This is a genomic window from Paenibacillus sp. FA6 (genome assembly GCF_051550225.1).
Classification (GTDB): domain Bacteria; phylum Bacillota; class Bacilli; order Paenibacillales; family Paenibacillaceae; genus Paenibacillus_AQ.
In genome coordinates this window covers 3,436,525-3,454,326 of the sequence record NZ_CP188820.1, presented here as the reverse complement: position 1 = coordinate 3,454,326, position 17,802 = coordinate 3,436,525, and the positions used below count along the sequence as shown (strand labels likewise).

Sequence of the window (17,802 nt, the reverse complement as noted above, 5' to 3'; positions counted from 1 at the left end):
AGGAGTTTTGTAAATGAAGTACGGATCTTTCGATGATAAGAACAAAGAGTATGTCATTAACACGCCCCAAACCCCGTATCCTTGGATCAACTATCTTGGTAATGAGAAGTTTTTCGGTTTGATGTCCAATACGGCGGGTGGATATTCCTTCTATCGTGATGCTCGGCTTCGGAGATTGACTCGTTACCGTTACAATAACATTCCAGTAGATAATGGTGGTCGTTACTTCTACCTCTATGATGAAGGTGATTTCTGGACTCCAGGTTGGATGCCCGTCAAGAGAGAACTCGATTTCTATGAATGCCGTCACGGTCTCGGTTATACCTCTATTACGGGTGAAAGAAATGGAATTCGCGTTAAACAATTAGCACTAGTCCCTTTGAATTATAACGGTGAAGTTCATAAAGTGACTGTGTCCAATACATCAGATGCAACGAAGAAAGTGAAATTGTTCTCATTTGTAGAGTTCTGTTTGTGGAATGCATATGACGATATGACGAACTTCCAACGTAATCTAAATACAGGTGAGGTAGAAGTGAAGGATTCTGTCATTTATCATAAGACAGAGTATCGCGAACGTCGTAATCACTTTGCTTTCTTCTCCGCGAACCGGCCGATGGATGGATTCGACACGGATCGTGAATCATTCCTTGGTCTATATAATGGTCTAGATAACCCACAAGTCGTTGCTGCTGGCCAATCATCCAATTCTGTTGCAAGTGGTTGGTCACCGATTGCTTCACATTGTATGGAGATTGAACTTGCACCAGGAGAGGAAATTAGTTACAACTTCATATTGGGGTATGTAGAGAACCCAGAGGAAGAGAAATGGGAAGCACTGGATGTTATCAATAAAACGCGTGCTGAAGCGATGATACAGCAATTTGCGAATGAATCAGACGTGGACAGAGCAATGGATGAGCTTCAAGCTTACTGGAATGATCTTCTATCTAAATATACGGTAAATAGTGGGGACGACAAGTTGGATCGTATGGTTAATATTTGGAATCCATATCAATGTATGGTTACCTTCAATATGTCACGTTCAGCTTCTTACTTTGAATCCGGTATTGGCCGTGGTATGGGCTTCCGTGACTCCAATCAGGATTTACTTGGATTTGTACACCAAATTCCAGAACGGGCGAAAGAGCGAATCATCGATATTGCCTCAACTCAATTCGAGGATGGCGGAGCATATCATCAATACCAGCCATTAACGAAACAAGGTAATAACGAAATCGGTGGTGGGTTCAACGACGACCCATTATGGTTGATCCTCGGAACAGCTGCCTATATTAAGGAAACCGGAGATTTCAGCATTCTGGATGAAGAGGTTCCTTTCGACAGTAATCCGAATAATACAGCAAGCTTATTCGAACACTTGAAACGTTCTTTTTACCACGTCATTGAGAATCTCGGGCCACATGGATTACCACTCATTGGCCGTGCAGATTGGAATGATTGCTTGAACTTGAACTGTTTCTCCAACGTACCCGATGAACCCTACCAAACGACTCAGAACTTGGAAGGACGCGTAGCAGAATCTGTATTTATCGCGGGTCTGTTTGTATTCACTGGACCAGATTTTGTGGAATTATGTAAACGCAGAGGGCTGGAAGAAGAAGCTAATTCCGCGCAGAAACATATCGATACAATGACTTCAACAACACTTGAGCATGGGTTTGATGGTGAATGGTTCTTGCGTGCTTATGATCATTTCGGTAACAAGGTGGGAAGTAAAGAGAATGAAGAGGGACAAATCTTTATTGAGCCACAAGGATTCTGTGTCATGGCCGGAATTGGTGTTGAAGAAGGTTTAGCGAAGAAAGCTTTGGATGCGGTTGAAGAAAGACTAGATACGAAATATGGTATCGTTCTACAAAACCCACCTTATTCCAAATACTATATTAATCTTGGTGAAATTTCCTCGTATCCGCCAGGATACAAAGAAAATGCAGGCATATTCTGCCACAATAATCCATGGATTATGATGGCTGAGACGACCATTGGTCGCGGAGACCGTGCATTTGAACTTTACACTAAGATTGCACCTGCCTATTTGGAAGAGATCAGTGATATTCACCGAACAGAGCCATATGTCTATTCGCAAATGATTGCGGGTAAAGATGCGGTGCGTGAAGGTGAAGCGAAGAACTCATGGTTAACGGGTACAGCAGCATGGAACTTTGTGGCAATCACACAATCCATACTCGGGATTCAACCAGAATTCGATGGACTTAGAGTGAACCCATGTATCCCAACAGCTTGGGATGGATTTAGTATCACACGTGTCTTCCGTGGAGATACCTTTGTGATTAACATAGCCAATCCAAACCATGTGTCCAAAGGTGTAGCCTCTATGACTGTGGATGGTAAACCTATCGAGGGTAATGTACTGTCAGTCATTGGGGATGGAAAGATGCACAAAGTGGAAGTTGTATTAGGATGAACATAATATAGTTCTATTTGAAATAGATCATGGCTTACGCTTCTTCAGGGCAATTCCGTCATCTTCGCTGCTTCGAACCTGATTTCTAGTTGTCTATAAGTATGGATTTTGGTTTACAGGCATCATTCACACTATTTATTGGTGCGATTGATGCCTGTTTTTCGTATAATAAAGGTATCAAATTCAGACAGGTATTCACGATGATTTTAAATTAACCATCTTTTACTCTAAGTCCATACATAGCGATTTACGATATAGTCGTAGCGTAAGACATATGCTGCGACAAATGAATAATCTCGTCTCGATAACGGCCGCAATGCAGTTCCTCCCATTCGAAAGCACGTTACAATCAGAGATCTCCCAAAGTGATTCAGGTTGTAGAAAAGAAAGATGAATTTGAGTTCAATAAAGACGCAGGAATGTACGTTTGTAAAGCGGACCATATTTGCTGTTAATCTAAAAAGAATATTGACGCTTATGAAGTAGAAAGGACAGAGAAGAACATAAATAAAGGCGACTTTTCATTCAGAAAGGAATGGAAAGTCGCCTTTATTTATTGAAATTCATTTCACATTTCTTATTGATTGATTCACTTAATTTTTAAAATATTACTTATTATAGAAGGTTTATAGCGTCAATAGGTAGAATATATAGATTATTCAATATTATTATCCGTAACTGTAATCTAAATCTTACTATTGAGGTGCTACTTAGAGATGAAGTTTGTACCTAAAATAAAGGCTGTTATTATTGTCTTGATAATGATCTCGTTAGTTCTTATCTCAACCAATAATGGAAAAGTTCAGCAAGAAAAAACAATGACAATTACAGAATGGCAGAACAAATGGGGTTCACAGGTGGACTTGGCCCTATGGTATAAGATACAGCTATCTGAGATGGGTTGGAGTGCCCCAGCATTATTTGTTAACAAAGTTTATGGACATAATACTATTGTTAATACAAGCGATTCACCATTATACGAATCACAGAGGATGTATGACTATAAAGTGAACAGGGCTATTAATCCTATGAAAACGAATAATTCTAACGAATTAATGTATGCAGGGACTGCAATAGACAATGGAAAAGTAGGCATTCAGGATAGGCAAGTGCTTGGGAATTTCTCTGAACGGATTTCGAGCTTTGTTAATCAGGATCTGATTGATGTTATTCTTGGTAGCTCGTTTATTTTTGTATCGGTAATAATGTTGATTTGCTCCACGTTTCTAAGAAAAGAATTTTTATCGATGTGGTTTTCCTTGTCAGCCGTTATTTTCTCTATAGGTATTTTACTGATGACCTATTCTTCTTATTTATATATTTCATTTGGAAGAAATGAGAAGTTATTTGATATCGCGTTTGATTGTGCATTGTTTGTTTTGCTGCCATCATTAACGTTTTTCTTTGAGGAAACGTTTGGTAGTGGATACCGTTCTATTATGAAGCACTTTCGAAGATTCCAGGTTGGGTACTCTATTATTTGTTTTATGTTTTTGTTAATGAATCAGTTTTGGATAGACAAGTATTATGAAATCTATTACTTTGTTTCTGTCGAAATTCTAGGGTACACGATTATCGTTCAATGTTTATTATTGGTGATTACTTCGATTGTTTATGTCGTTAAAGGCAATAAGGATGCCTTAATTCTATCCATTGGATTCACGTTTATTGCAGGTACTGCTTTAATTGAAATGGTACAGTTCTATTCTAGATCGGGAAACTATACCTTTTTTGCTTGGAAATGGGGCGTTGTCGCATTTATTGTAGTGCTCATTATTGTTAGTGGAAGGAGATTCGCTGCTAATCACGATCAAGTTGTTCAATATTCTAAGGAATTAGAATTATTCAATAATGAACTACAACGCTCTGAAAAAATCGAGATTATTAGTGAGCTAGCAGCTTCTGTTGCACATGAAGTTAGAAATCCGTTACAGGTTACGAGAGGATTCTTACAATTATTAATGGAAAGGTATGAACAACAGAAGGATCGAGAGTATTTGGCACTGGCACTTGATGAACTGGATCGTGCATCGAATATCATTACTGATTTTCTGATATTTGCTAAGCCTGGATTTGACCGGACAACGGAGCTGAATGTTCGTGATGAACTGAAACATATTGAAGGTATTCTTTTACCACTTGCTAATTTATCTGGAGGAGAGATCCAAGTAGAGATACCTCCTGATCTTACGATCAAGGGAAATTCATCTAAGTTTAAGCAGGCTCTTATCAATTTAATTAAGAATAGTATTGAGGCTTGGGAAGGAGAGGGAAATATTAGAATATGGGCTTATCAAGATCATTCAGTTGTGTCAGTCCATATTCAAGATAATGGTGAAGGAATGGATCAGGAGGAACTATTAAGATTGGGAGAGCCCTATTTCTCGAATAAAACGAAAGGTACTGGATTAGGATTAATGGTGAGTTTTCGAATTATTGAAGTTATGCAGGGGGAAATTCATTATAAAAGTCAGAAAGGGGTTGGGACAGAGGCGATCATTACGTTCCCATCCATCCTGGAGTGAATCCATAATGGATGGGAACATAAGATAGTGCCACGTTCCCAACCCCTTAGCAGTAATCTATGAAGTAGGTGATAAATAATTACCACTTTGCTTTTGTTTGAGTGTTATCTGGGTTATTGCTAGATGGACTAGAAGGGAGCACTAGATAGAATACATCTGATGATTCTTCCACTGTTCTGAGCTTAATATGTTCCGGAATCATAATGCCAAGTACATCTTTGATTGCTTTCTTAGGATCTGTTAAGAGAAGTGCTTTGAAGCTTGGATCTTCCCATGCCTTGTTAATGACTTGTGTTTGAAGGAGAGCCTGTTGCGCCATTAGAATCACCCTTTCAAATTGGTTAATACTTACTTTATAAGGATAACATGGGAAGTGAAATAAATCTATCATTATTTAATATTTTTTGATAACCAGTAATGTAAGCCACCATTTATTTGCAGTATTTTCTCATCCTCAATCAGTTCAGCATCTTTAATCAAGTCATTAACGAGTGTTTCGTGAAAGGATAAAAGGTAAGGAAGCATTAAGTCTAACTGTTGAATATAAGCGTGATTGCGAATGGCGATTTCTGTATAACGCTTCATTACACCATGGACAAAGATAGCATTTTTAATATATCCGATGGTTATAGGTTCCCCTGTATCATTCTCCGCTTTAATCATAGATAGTAATCCGTTATAGTTGTTTTCCTTATAATCTTCCTGCCAATCAATCCAGTCATCAGCCATTTGTAAAGTAATGAGGACATGATTGATCATATCTGATATGGGTGACACAAGGTCAGGCTGCCCTGATAGTAATAGAGCACCTGTACTAGACAGCTTAAGGGGGGCTGCTTTATTGGCCATCATAGCTAAATCCGTGTGGAAATAATCCTGCTGAATCTCATTAGAAACACTGTCTGACCAATCTATTATGTATTGTTGAAAGTATGTCCAGAATGGGGAAGTGGAAGTGAAAAGGCTTCTGTAGATTTCTTGGAAATGCATATGAAGTAAATTTGCAAGTGGTATTTGATCTCGATCTAAGTTGTCTTTACTATCCATGATATCATCCTGAATGAAGTAATAGAGCATGGCGAATACATTACCAACAGATAATGCGACACAATCTTCTTTCTTTAGATGAGTCATTTCCTTTAACCAGAAAGGTAGTAGGTAACAGATATAGTTCTTTGCACTATCCTCTTGTCGGGCATCAAATTTACTTAAGTAAGTTAAACCTTTGTGATTTAGTGGTGGTGGGAAATTCTCTATTACGCGTTGTGAAGTCATAAAAATATGGGCTATATCATTCTCGAAATCTTTATACCATTTCATAGAATCACTCCCTTTTTCAAGTATTTTATCACAGTTATTGAGGTAAACCTATGTGGAAATCAGTTATACTGAAAAAATAAATAAATTATTTCAATAATTTGTATTTTTTTAGAGGGAAGTAACGAAGGCTGTCGAATTTTGAATAATACTGAAAAATAAACGAAGAGAGAGTACTATTTATTTTACGTTGAGGTGCGTTTATGAAGTGGGGTATAAGAAGTGTGTTTGTTGTTATATTTATGATGATTGTTGGTACATCTTTTAATACGATCTATGCATTTCCTCAAGAGGAGCCAAGGCATTATTCCACTCCAATTACGGAATGGCAATACTATTGGGATCAGAGTGATAGAGAATCGATAAAGAATATAAATGCTGTTCATCCCTTAAAATCCTGGACTTGGCGTGACTCAAATCTGAGTATTTCAAATCGTGAGCATCTAAGTGATGTTTTGTGGATCAAATTTAGACTCCCGGCATTTGGAATCAAGACTCCAGCTATATTCATTAATAAGCTTTATGCGAATCAGGTCCATATATATCTAGACAATGAAATAGTGTATAAGGACAATAGAACCTATATGTATGATTTGAATACGATTCTTTTGCCGTTAAATCCCCAGGATGAAGGTAAAGAGATAGTTATGATCTTGCATGCACAGAATAATCGTCTAGGTATGGCTGAGGAGATTTTAGTCGGAGACTATCAGACACTACTCCAGCGTTTCAACGCGAAAAACTTGATAGATATTATTTTAGGAAGTTCTATTATTTTTATAGCGATAGTTATGCTTATTTGTACCATATTCTTAAGAAAGGCCCAAATAGCTGAATGGGTCCCACTAAATGTTGTGTTATTTTCGATAGGTATATTAATCATTACATATTCGCCTTTTTTGTATACCCATTACGGAGAGTATGGTACCTTATACACCACCCTATTTGATATAGCTCTATTTACCTTTTTACCAGGTCTGACCTACATATTTGAATCTATGATTGGTAAGGGTTATGGTGGATCTATTCGTAAGTTACGTAAATTTCAGATGATCTACTCCCTGTTTTGTTTTGGCTTTATGTTGATCAATATGTTTCGAGATAATGAACTATACGAAGCTTATTATGTTGTCTCCGTGTCGATTTTAGGTATACTCATTATAATTCAAGCTATGATATTGATGATTCATGCCATATACTACGCCATTAAGGGTAATAAAGACGCTGGAATTATAGCTTTGGGATTTTCCATATTCTCAATTGTGGTTGTAGCAGAGTTCATATGGTTTTATATGCAACATGGAAATTATGAAGTGTTTCTATGGAAATGGGGTCTGATCGGATTTCTGATTTCACTCATTGCAGTGCTCGGAAGAAAATTAGCGATAAATCATATTCGAGTGATTGAGTATTCTAAGGAACTCGAACGGTTTAATAATGAACTACAGCGCTCTGAGAAGATGGATATTATTAGTGAACTAGCAGCTTCTGTAGCGCATGAAGTAAGAAATCCATTGCAAGTCACAAGGGGATTCCTTCAATTGCTGGAGGAGAAATCTAAGGACAAAGAGAAGGGTTATCTGAAGCTTGCGCTTGAGGAGTTAGATAGAGCGTCCGAAATTATTACAGACTTTCTGACATTTGCGAAACCTGAGATCGAACAGGTCACTCTGCTGGATATATTCGTAGAATTTAAGCATATAGAAGGTATTCTTTTACCTCTGGCTAACTATCAAGGAGGGCGCGTGCAGATTGATATTCCGTCTGGATTGATGATTCGTGGAAATATATCTAAATTCAAACAAGCGTTTATTAATATGATTAAGAACAGCATTGAGGCATTGGGTGAAGATGGAATTATTAGAATATGGGCTTATCAAGATACAGAACAGATTGTTATCCACATCTATGATAATGGAGAAGGTATGGAAGTAGACGAAATTAAGCGTTTGGGAGAACCGTACTATTCTAACAAAACTAGAGGAACTGGTCTCGGTCTAATGGTGACGTTCAGGATCATAGAAGCAATGAAGGGTAGCATTATGTTTACAAGTGAAAAAGGGATCGGAACAGAGGTTGTCATTCGATTCCCAGTGGGCATCAATGACGACAATATATAGTTGAGTTCCATGGGTTGAGTGGAGAATAGCGTTATAAACGACCCGTAAAATGGGTACTTATCTCAAAGTAATTATTTTACGGGTCACCATTCTGAACAAGCTAAGACGGCATGCTTTTTATCCAAAGTAATCTATCTATTATCTATTTTCTCTGGATACATGTCGTGATTCATGAGACGGTGCTGTGCCATTTCCTCATATTTCGTTTCTGGGCGTCCATAATTGCAGTAGGGGTCGATAGAAATTCCACCACGTGGCGTGAATTTTCCCCATACTTCAATGTACTTGGGATCCATCAATGCAATGAGATCATTCATAATAATATTCATGCAGTCTTCATGGAAATCTCCATGATTGCGGAAGCTGAATAGGTATAGCTTAAGTGACTTACTTTCTACCATCTTAATATGGGGGATATAACTAATATAGATTGCAGCGAAATCTGGTTGTCCTGTAATAGGGCATAAGCTTGTGAACTCCGGGCAGTTGAATTTAACGAAGTAATCACGGTAGGGATGCTTGTTGTCGAAGCTCTCTAGAATGGAGGGATCATACTCTGTAACATACTTCGTGCCCTGATTTCCTAGTAGCGTGATGTCTTTCATTTCATTCTGTTGTCTTCCTGACATAATATATGATTCTCCTTTATGGTTTAGTGATTAGAATGGATTAGTCCTGTCGCACTGGGCTAATCCATTCTAAATTTATAGTGAAATTAAACGCCTCGTTTATTCCCCCACACTAACGTATGAAGCTGAGGTAATACCCGCACATCATTCAGAATGGAGGATTCCATCACTTTATCAATAAGCCATTCATAGCGCTGCAATAAGGTGGAGGTGAGGTGAGCTGAGTCCATCGTGTGCACATCGTCGTTTCCTACTTGCAGATACATAGGAGCATCTGGATAGCGAAGATGAACTTTAACAGCATAATCAAGATCATCCTCGTTAAAAACAACCACCTTTAGACTGTGGGAAAGAGCTGAAGGACGAGACTTTAAGTTATTCATAACAACATCCAATATTCCCCATTCCGTACTCATGCCAGAACTTGGGGGCTTAGGAGACAATGTCACTTCGTCAACGTCAGCAAGCCAATCCTGCCATTTGGAGCCTTGTGTTTCAACGGCTACTGTGATGTTCCGTTCGTGTAACAATTGAATTAATCCACCAAGTTGCGGAAGTAAGGCAGGATTGCCTCCGGACAGCGTGACATGGGAGAATCGGTCTCCACCAACTTGGGTGAGTTCATCCCAGATCAGTTCAGGCGTAAGGAGCCTGATGTGTTCTTTTCCACTACCATCCCAAGTAAAGCTTGAGTCACACCATGAGCAACGATAATCACAGCCAGCCGTGCGAACGAACATCGTCTTTCTCCCGATAACCATCCCTTCGCCTTGGACGGTAGGTCCGAATATTTCAAGAACGGGAATTGGACGATTTATCGTAGAGTTACTCATCCGATCATCCACTCCCGTCTTGCTTCGGCAAAGCTTGTGGGTGTTTCATAGAGTCTTACAAACTCTGTACGGGTCTTTCTAGAGTGATTTATATCGTTCTGATCATTAAATTGATTGGAGTTTTGCAAGGCATCTTCCATTTGCTCGAACAACCAGACGACCATATTCTCAGCTGTTGTATTCATCTTTGGTAAAGTCTCATTCAGATAGCGATGGTCAAGAAAGGGTTCGATACGTTCCTTCCAAATGTCCTTAATTTCTCCGAAATCAATCGTTAATCCAATATCATTCGGGACACCGCTAATTCCAAAGACGGCTGTATACGTATGCCCATGTAGATTTTTACATTTTCCTTCATAGGCATGTAAATGGTGAGCAGCATCGAAAGTGAATTCTTTACTGACCAGTACTCTTTTGTTGTGGTACCTGAGCTCGTCACGTTGAATGTCATCTTCGAAGCGCTGAAGAGTATCTACGATACGAAATTCTCCTGGTGTACGAGTCATCCTTCAGCACCACCTTTGAGTGATGCAGAATCGTTGCGTACAGCTAAATACTGATCAAGGCCTGCCTTACGCAGCTTACATGCTGGACATTCTCCGCAGCCATCACCAATGATACCGTTATAACAAGTTAATGTACGATTTCGAATATAGTCGAATGCACCTAATTCGTCAGACATTTGCCATGTTTCTGCCTTGTTCAGCCACATGAGGGGGGTATGAACTACAAAATTATAATCCATAGATAGATTAAGGGTGACATTGAGAGATTTAATGAACACGTCTCTACAGTCAGGATAGCCACTGAAATCAGTCTCGCAAACACCAGTAATTAAATGTCTCGCACCAATCTGTTTCGCAACGATCGCTGCGAAACTTAGAAATAGCAAGTTACGGCCATCTACGGTGGTGTTAGGAAGCTGACCTTCTTCGTGAGTGATATCAACATCGTGACGAGTTAGTGCGTTTGGAGCAAGTTGGCTCAGGAGACTCATATCGAGCACGGTCTGCTTGACACCTAGATCAGCTGCAATACTTGCTGCGCACTCAATCTCTAATTTATGACGCTGGCCATAGTCGAAGGTAATGGTTTCTACCTCACTATAATTTTTTTTGGCCCAAAATAAGCATGTTGTACTGTCTTGGCCGCCGCTGAATACGACGACTGCTTTGTCCTTAATCATCACAAAAAACCTCGCAATCTTCTTTAAATTCATAGAAGAATAGGAGATTCATGAACTGTATTCCAACTCAAAAAAAAGCCTTAGTTGATTAAAAAAATCTTAATCAAATGAATAAGGTAAATAGTTTTTTATAGAGGGAGTTCGCGAACCTCTTCCATGCGGATCAGCATGGATTATCTTCAATTGTTCTAACGTTTAAACTGTAAGCTTAGAACGGCATCATTATAACATGGAAGCAGTAAATAATCATGTTGTTAACTTATGTCAGAATTCATTTGCCAATCTACTACTTAATGAAAATACCTCCAAACGGGATGATTTCTCTAAGTACACGCTTGATGAATCCATCATTAGCCCAGTCTTTTTCCAAACGATGGTTTTGACGACCTGCCTGGAAGAGAACGGAACCAAGCCCAGTCATCTTCCAGTGATAGCTCATGTGCTGGCTGGCGAGTGTGTTTCCGTATACGGTTAACTCAAGCTTGGCATTCTCAGGATAGGCGACTAGACTTCCGGCATCGATATATACAGGTTCTGTAGGATGAAGCTCGGTTTGACAAACGGGTCCTTGAGTGAGGATGCCGAGGGTTCCAGTACCAGCGAATTTAACTTTTATTACATCGCGGGTGACCAGCATATTCTTGATTTGTAACACACGTGTCTGCATAGTAATGCCATCGCTATAGAAAAAAAGACTGCGGAAATCATACAGTAGATCGCTACCATTCTGTATTTCCACAGACTTCATTGCAAAACCAGGAGGCAGCGCTGCGACAAATTGAGATGGACCACTCATGTCAGATTGTATTAACTTGCCCTTGCGGTACATGCGATTCACATTCATGAAACGATCGCTACGCCCGTTAGAAGGTCCACGATAGGAAACGATCTGTTCGGGGTGAAGTATATGGATGAGATCTCCCTCCGCAAGGGAAAAGGTGACTGCTTGTCCAATGGGAGTATTACTGGGATGATTGATTTGTATATCCATGGGATAAACCTCCTAGGCAGAAGTTAAATAGACCTACCACTTATTTGAGCGCCTCATCACGAATCGGACCGTACGAATAAGAACGAAATAGCCTGCCGCTAGAGCAATTGCCCAAATGACTATGTTTTTTATTTGAGAGAATCGATTCTGACGTGCTATCTCTGATTCTTTCAATAGTTGAACCGTCTCTGTAAGCTGGCGATTCTGTTCCATAAGCTGCGCAGTTTGTTGTTCATATGCTTCAATGCTCGCTCTGGCATCATTTAGATCATTATAAGTCTGCTCGTAGCTTTTCTTTAACTCATTCATCTGAGCTGGAAGCTCAGAGAATATCCCCAATCCGTCATAGAAATCTGTAAAGTAATTTGCATATGTCTTTTGGGGTAGAAGAGAGACAGAAACACATAGGAAAAGGATGATAACTGTAGTTTTACTGAATCTATAAAGGAGAATTCGCAACTTCATATATTCACCACCTGAATAATCTACTTTGTCTACATCTATATTAATCTAAGTTAGAAGAAAATACATTATGTTTGATTCGTCATATTTATGACTTGAGATGAAGAACATGGTAAAGGTGTAGGTGGCTTTAATTTATGTTAGAATAAGAAAGACATTTTTTCGTGTAAATGAACTACTTTTAAGTAGGGTAAAGCTAAAGGAGGATGAATCCGTGAGTGACTACGTGCCGGATCGGGTGCAGGAAGAATCGCCTAAACATAAGAATAGTTTTAACCTGAGGATTAATTTGTTTTTCTTCAGCACATTCCTTATATTTTGTGTCATTATCGTACGCTTAGCCATATTGCAATTTGTGGAAGGACCTACGTTAAAAGGTGAAGAAACAAGTAGAGATGTGAAGAATGTGCCCATCGCTCCTGCACGCGGAAATATTTTAGATGCTACGGGTGTAAAACTGGCGTATTCTAAACCAGTTCAATCTTTATATATTACTTTGCAGAGTAATTATAGTGATAAACCGGATGGGGAGAAACGAGATAACTATCCGGAAATAGAGAAACTGGCTGAGGGTATTGCAGCAGCATTCGCGGAATTTGGTGATTCTGATGGTGAGAACTTAACGAAAGAAGATGTCCTAGCGGCGATGGATTTGAATAATAAATTGAATTTCGGATTTATTCCTAGACGTATTAAGATGGGGATTAATGAAGCAGAGAATGCTTATTTCATGGAACATAAGACTGAATTTCAAGGAATAAGTGTTATTGAGGAGAATGAACGACAATATGATCTGGACACCGTTGCTGTTCAAACGATTGGCTACATCAAAGATTTCAAAAGATCCAAAACGTTAGACAAATATCAAAATATTAATGAAGAGATGAAGAATGGTACACAGACTGACCCGGGACTCATGTATGGAGAATCCGAGTTCGTTGGGTTTGATGGCTTAGAATTGATGTATCAAGATGAACTTCGAGGTAAGAACGGTTATCTGAAGATACCGGTTGATCCACGTAACATGCCTGAAGGTATCGACGAGATTGTACCTCCGGAAAAAGGACATGATGTGTGGTCAACGATTAATAAGGAGATTCAAGTGAAGACTGAGCAAGCCATTATGGATCAATTAGATTGGTTACATAAGAATCCTGTATCTGGGAGACTTCATAAGGATGCGACCACTGGCTTCGCGGTAGCTATGGAAGTGAAGACGGGTAATGTCGTCGCTATGGCAAGTATGCCGGACTATGATACAAATGTGTGGAGTTCGGGTAACATTTCATCAGAAGATTGGTCTGGGAAGGTTGAATATATTTACCAGAATGGAACGATTCGTTCTTTTAATCCTGGTAAAAAAGGAACTCATCCTGAATCTGTTGTCCTTTTGGGCTCTACGATTAAACCATTGTCTGTGTTAATTGGATTAAATGAACGCTTCTTCACAAAGAACTATACGTATTATGATAAAGGTGCAGCCTATTTCGGTAAAGTAGGTCATCAGGCACGAGTTCAAAACTCAGGTGGAACTGTCTATGGTGCTATGGATCCAGCGAAAGCGATAGAGAAATCTTCGAATGCCTTTATGGTGGATATGGTAGGTAAACCTCTCGTTAGTAAGTATGGAGCGGGCGCCATCGATAAATGGGATGTATATATGAAGGAATTCGGACTTGGCGTTGTGACGGGGAGTGGTCTACCTGGTGAATACAGAGGGTGGCGTGAGTATGTTGATGTGAAAGCGGCGGGAAGTACCCAGTCTGCTATGGCATTTGCATCATTCGGTCAAGGCGGGAAGTATACAACGCTACAGCTTGCTCAATTTACAGCAACACTTGCTAATGAAGGTCAACGATTGAAGCCACAGCTCGTTAGTAAAATCACCGATAGTGATGGAAATATTGTTCAAGAGTTCGGTCCTGAAGTATTAAATGTTGTTAATAATGGTGATAATTTCGATAAATCATATTGGAATGTAGTGAAGAAAGGTATGAATAGTAAAGTGTCCGCTTTTGACAACTTCGGATACGACTTTGCTCGGAAAACAGGTACATCAACGCAGACAGTTGGTCCTAAGTCAGTGGATAACGGCGTATTCATCGCTTATGCGCCACGAGAAAATCCGGTATTAGCTGTCGCTGTGATGATTCCTGAGGGCGGATTTGGATCGAGCAGTGCGGCTCCGATCGCACGACTAATATTTGATGCTTATGATGAGGTTTATGGATTAGATGGAATACCTAAACCAAAGAAGGATGTTGCAGTTGATGATATTCCGCAATAATGACCATTCTATAGCACAATGTAGATATTGGGGTATTCTGACAGGAGGAGCTCACCATGAACACAAAGTATAAATTATTGGCACTGGATATGGATGGTACACTCTTGAATGATGAAGAGAATATTTCATCAGAAACGATAAAATGGATAAGACGGGCGACTGAACATGGGGTGCATGTTTGTCTTTCAACAGGGAGAGCCTTCGCAAGTGCCCTTCCTTATGCGGAACAATTAGGCCTTGATACCCCGATGGTTACGGTTAACGGAGGTGAGGTCTGGAGTGCTCCACATAAGCTTCATCGACGTTCTTTACTTGACGTTCAAAGGCTCAAGGAGCTACATGAAATCGCCATGGAGATGGATACTTGGTTCTGGGCATATTCAGTTCACAATATTTATAACAAGGAACATTGGATTACGCAGCCGCTAGAAGATAACGAGTGGCTGAAATTCGGTTACTACACGGAAGACAGCGATATTCTACATCGTATTCTTATGAAGCTACAAGACATGGATGGTCTTGAGATAACGAACTCATCTCCATTTAACCTTGAAATTAATCCTCAAGGAGTCAATAAGGCCACTGGGATTGCGGAAGTATGTAAGATACTTCATATTGATATGTCTGAAGTGATTGCTGTTGGCGATAGTTTGAATGATTTGGCTGCAATTCAGCAATGTGGATTAGGAGTGGCGATGGGGAATGCACAGCAACATGTGCAGGATGAAGCAGATATTGTCGTAGCGAGCAATAATGATGATGGGATTGTGGAAGTCATTAAAAATGTTATTTTTGAGGGGCTAAACGGTAAATGACCATACTCGGGTGGAGTTTGATTATTGTTTTGTTTATTGTAGGACTTGCCGGAGCGATATATCCTATTCTCCCGGGTGCACTTGCCATTTATTTAGCGTTCTTTGTATATGGTTGGTTCTTTAATTTTGACTCTTTTGGAGTATGGTTCTGGATCATTCAGACGTTAATTGTGGTCGTATTATTTGTTGCTGATTATGTTGTAGGTGCGTGGGGGACTAAAAAGTTTGGGGGCTCACGTAAATCAGTCATTCTCAGCACGATCGGAGTCATCATTGGCCCATTTGTGATTCCAGCTTTCGGTCTCATTATTGGTCCGTTTCTAGGTGCATTTATCGGTGAACTTCTATCGGGTTCAAATGTATCGAAGTCTGCAAAAGTAGGTGTTGGCTCATTAGTGGGGCTATTTAGCAGTATGGTCATGAAGATCATCCTGCAAATTGCCATGGTTATCATCTTCTTTATTTGGATCATCGTATATTAATGAACGTATGTAATGCTCGCAATCGGAGCTGTCTTGTCGTGAGAAAGTAGGGGAACGGGTTTGGTAAAGAAAGAATCTTTTGTTAAAGGCACACTTATTCTAGCTGCTGCTGCCTTGATCGCACGCGTTCTCGGTTTGGCGCAGCGCGTACCTTTGCAGCATATGTTAGGCGATGTAGGGAATGCATCATTTACGATTTCCAATAACATTTATTTGATGTTATTAACGGTAGCAACCGCTGGAATTCCAAGTACACTGAGTAAGATGGTATCCGAGCGTTACGCATTGGAGAAACCACATGAGGCACAGAGAATATATCATGCAGCCTTAATCTTCTCTGCTGTCATGGGGGTTCTCATGACTGTGATCCTGTATGTGGGTGCACCGTATTACGCTGCCAGCACTCACACACCTGAAGCGACCCTTGCTATTCGTACTTTAGCACCTGCACTTCTGCTGTTTCCTACCATTGCTATGATGCGTGGATATTTCCAAGGCCGCAACAATATGATGGCTGGTGGTCTCTCACAAATTGTAGAACAAATGGCGAGAGTCGGAACGGCACTCATACTGGCGTATATTTTGCTACGAATGGATTACGATGACAGTTTGGTTGCTGCCGGCGCATCGTTTGGCGGCGTGTTCGGTAGTATTGGGGCATTTGGGGTTATGTTATATTTTACAATTAAAATACGTAGACAGGACCGCACACTTAACCTTCAAGAGGGTCAGGGTTCGTCGCTTCCTATGTTGCGTATTTATAAAGATATATTCACATTATCGATACCTATTGTATTAACCTCGTTAGCTGTTCCGGCCGTGAACTTTATTGATACTTCTATTATCAAAGAGTTGCTAATCGGTCAGTCAGGGGATACTTACGCAACTCAAGTTCTAGCTATTCTCGGAAGTCGGGCACAGCCAGTAGCCGGTATTCCACCAATACTAGCTATAGCGCTTAGTACATCACTGATTCCAATCATATCAGCGGCATTCGCTCGAAAGGATCAGTCATATCTTAAACAACAAATTACATTGGCGATGAGAATTGCCATTCTAACCGGTATGCCGATGGTTATCGCACTGTGTGTGGCAGCGTATTCTGTTAATGGTCTTTTATTTACAGATTTAGATGGCAGTGGGATCATTATGTTACTTACTTTAGGGACGATATTTCAGATTACGATGATGACCTCCAATTCGATATTACTCGGCGTGAGTAAAGCGAGAGTATCGATGGTCAACGTTATGATTGGTGTTGTTGTGAAGCTTGCAGCCAGTTACGCTCTAGCTCCATTCTTTGGAATCTATGGTATTATCGCAGCAACGGGGCTTTGTTTCTTAGTGATTACGCTTCTTAATCTTAGACTTCTTAAGGTGATTGTGCCTTTCACCATACTTGGAAAGCGCTGGATTAGCTTCATGATAACGATTATTATGTCCGCTGGAGCGGGGTATGGACTGAATCAAGTAGGAATCCAACTTGTACATATTATGCCAGATAGATTAGCTTATCTAGTCACCTGTTTAGTTGTAGGAGTCGCTGTCGTTGTTATTTACTTGGTTCTGCTTATTGTACTTGGGGTTCTACGTCAAGATGAATTATCCAGCTACCCCCGTATGTTACAGAAGGTATTCGCACCACTTATGCGTCTGCAACCGAAACGTATTCGTAATCGTGCGAACGACTAACAGTGGGAGTTCCA

At 40.0% G+C, this 17,802-nt stretch carries 15 protein-coding genes and 1 riboswitch; of the genes, 7 read left to right on the top strand and 8 right to left on the bottom strand.

All coding sequences use genetic code 11. The annotated features are described in order from the left end of the window. Positions 1 to 13 precede the first annotated feature (13 nt). Together ACP8HI_RS16170 and ACP8HI_RS16165 are read left to right on the top strand one after the other, a co-directional pair. Positions 14 to 2,449: a GH36-type glycosyl hydrolase domain-containing protein gene (locus ACP8HI_RS16170; protein WP_438347233.1), complete on the top strand. Its 2,436-nt coding sequence runs from the start codon at positions 14 to 16 to the stop codon at positions 2,447 to 2,449. A 716-nt stretch (positions 2,450 to 3,165) separates the two neighbouring features. Further along, on the top strand, positions 3,166 to 4,974 hold the full coding sequence (locus ACP8HI_RS16165) for an ATP-binding protein (protein ID WP_438347232.1): 1,809 nt from the start codon (positions 3,166 to 3,168) through the stop codon (positions 4,972 to 4,974). A 79-nt stretch (positions 4,975 to 5,053) separates the two neighbouring features. Here ACP8HI_RS16165 and ACP8HI_RS16160 read toward each other — a convergent pair whose 3' ends face one another. Further along, entirely contained in the window at positions 5,054 to 5,293 is a 240-nt protein-coding gene (locus ACP8HI_RS16160; protein ID WP_438347231.1) for an NHLP leader peptide family RiPP precursor, read from the bottom strand. Between the two features lie 71 nt (positions 5,294 to 5,364). Further along, the gene (locus ACP8HI_RS16155) at positions 5,365 to 6,294 is read right to left on the bottom strand and encodes a hypothetical protein (RefSeq protein WP_438347230.1); all 930 of its coding nucleotides are present in this window, start codon (positions 6,292 to 6,294) and stop codon (positions 5,365 to 5,367) included. A 200-nt stretch (positions 6,295 to 6,494) separates the two neighbouring features. Here ACP8HI_RS16155 and ACP8HI_RS16150 point away from each other — a divergent pair, with 200 nt between their 5' ends. Then, entirely contained in the window at positions 6,495 to 8,411 is a 1,917-nt protein-coding gene (locus ACP8HI_RS16150; RefSeq protein WP_438347229.1) for an ATP-binding protein, read from the top strand. A gap of 131 nt (positions 8,412 to 8,542) precedes the next feature. Here ACP8HI_RS16150 and queF read toward each other — a convergent pair whose 3' ends face one another. From queF to ACP8HI_RS16120, 6 genes are all read right to left on the bottom strand, one after another. Next, on the bottom strand, positions 8,543 to 9,040 hold the full coding sequence (queF, locus tag ACP8HI_RS16145; protein ID WP_438347228.1) for a preQ(1) synthase: 498 nt from the start codon (positions 9,038 to 9,040) through the stop codon (positions 8,543 to 8,545). Between the two features lie 86 nt (positions 9,041 to 9,126). After that, positions 9,127 to 9,873 carry a 7-carboxy-7-deazaguanine synthase QueE gene (gene queE, locus ACP8HI_RS16140; protein WP_438347227.1) on the bottom strand — a complete coding sequence of 249 codons (747 nt, stop codon included), beginning with the start codon at positions 9,871 to 9,873 and terminating at the stop codon, positions 9,127 to 9,129. After that, positions 9,870 to 10,379, bottom strand: a complete 510-nt coding sequence (queD, locus tag ACP8HI_RS16135; protein WP_438347226.1) for a 6-carboxytetrahydropterin synthase QueD — start codon at positions 10,377 to 10,379, stop codon at positions 9,870 to 9,872. Before queD ends, queE begins: the two co-directional genes overlap by 4 nt. Beyond that, positions 10,376 to 11,059 (bottom strand): 7-cyano-7-deazaguanine synthase QueC, encoded by a 684-nt coding sequence (queC, locus tag ACP8HI_RS16130; RefSeq protein ID WP_438351859.1) that lies wholly within the window; start codon positions 11,057 to 11,059, stop codon positions 10,376 to 10,378. The genes queD and queC overlap by 4 nt, the downstream gene beginning before the upstream one ends. A gap of 114 nt (positions 11,060 to 11,173) precedes the next feature. Next, positions 11,174 to 11,217, bottom strand: a riboswitch (PreQ1 riboswitch). A gap of 128 nt (positions 11,218 to 11,345) precedes the next feature. Further along, positions 11,346 to 12,050 (bottom strand): AIM24 family protein, encoded by a 705-nt coding sequence (locus tag ACP8HI_RS16125; protein ID WP_438347225.1) that lies wholly within the window; start codon positions 12,048 to 12,050, stop codon positions 11,346 to 11,348. A gap of 33 nt (positions 12,051 to 12,083) precedes the next feature. Beyond that, positions 12,084 to 12,515, bottom strand: a complete 432-nt coding sequence (locus tag ACP8HI_RS16120; protein WP_438347224.1) for a hypothetical protein — start codon at positions 12,513 to 12,515, stop codon at positions 12,084 to 12,086. A 211-nt stretch (positions 12,516 to 12,726) separates the two neighbouring features. Here ACP8HI_RS16120 and ACP8HI_RS16115 point away from each other — a divergent pair, with 211 nt between their 5' ends. Genes ACP8HI_RS16115 through ACP8HI_RS16100 form a run of 4 tightly spaced genes read left to right on the top strand, consistent with a single transcriptional unit; the run spans position 12,727 to position 17,788 of the window. Beyond that, positions 12,727 to 14,799: a peptidoglycan D,D-transpeptidase FtsI family protein gene (locus ACP8HI_RS16115; protein WP_438347223.1), complete on the top strand. Its 2,073-nt coding sequence runs from the start codon at positions 12,727 to 12,729 to the stop codon at positions 14,797 to 14,799. Positions 14,800 to 14,855: 56 nt separating this feature from the next. Then, a complete protein-coding gene (locus ACP8HI_RS16110; RefSeq protein ID WP_438347222.1) occupies positions 14,856 to 15,614 on the top strand; it encodes a Cof-type HAD-IIB family hydrolase in 759 nt (252 codons plus the stop codon). Next, positions 15,611 to 16,096, top strand: a complete 486-nt coding sequence (locus ACP8HI_RS16105) for a DUF456 domain-containing protein (protein WP_438347221.1) — start codon at positions 15,611 to 15,613, stop codon at positions 16,094 to 16,096. Before ACP8HI_RS16110 ends, ACP8HI_RS16105 begins: the two co-directional genes overlap by 4 nt. A gap of 60 nt (positions 16,097 to 16,156) precedes the next feature. Beyond that, positions 16,157 to 17,788, top strand: coding sequence for a putative polysaccharide biosynthesis protein (locus ACP8HI_RS16100; protein WP_438347220.1), 1,632 nt, complete (start codon positions 16,157 to 16,159; stop codon positions 17,786 to 17,788). Positions 17,789 to 17,802: the final 14 nt, after the last annotated feature.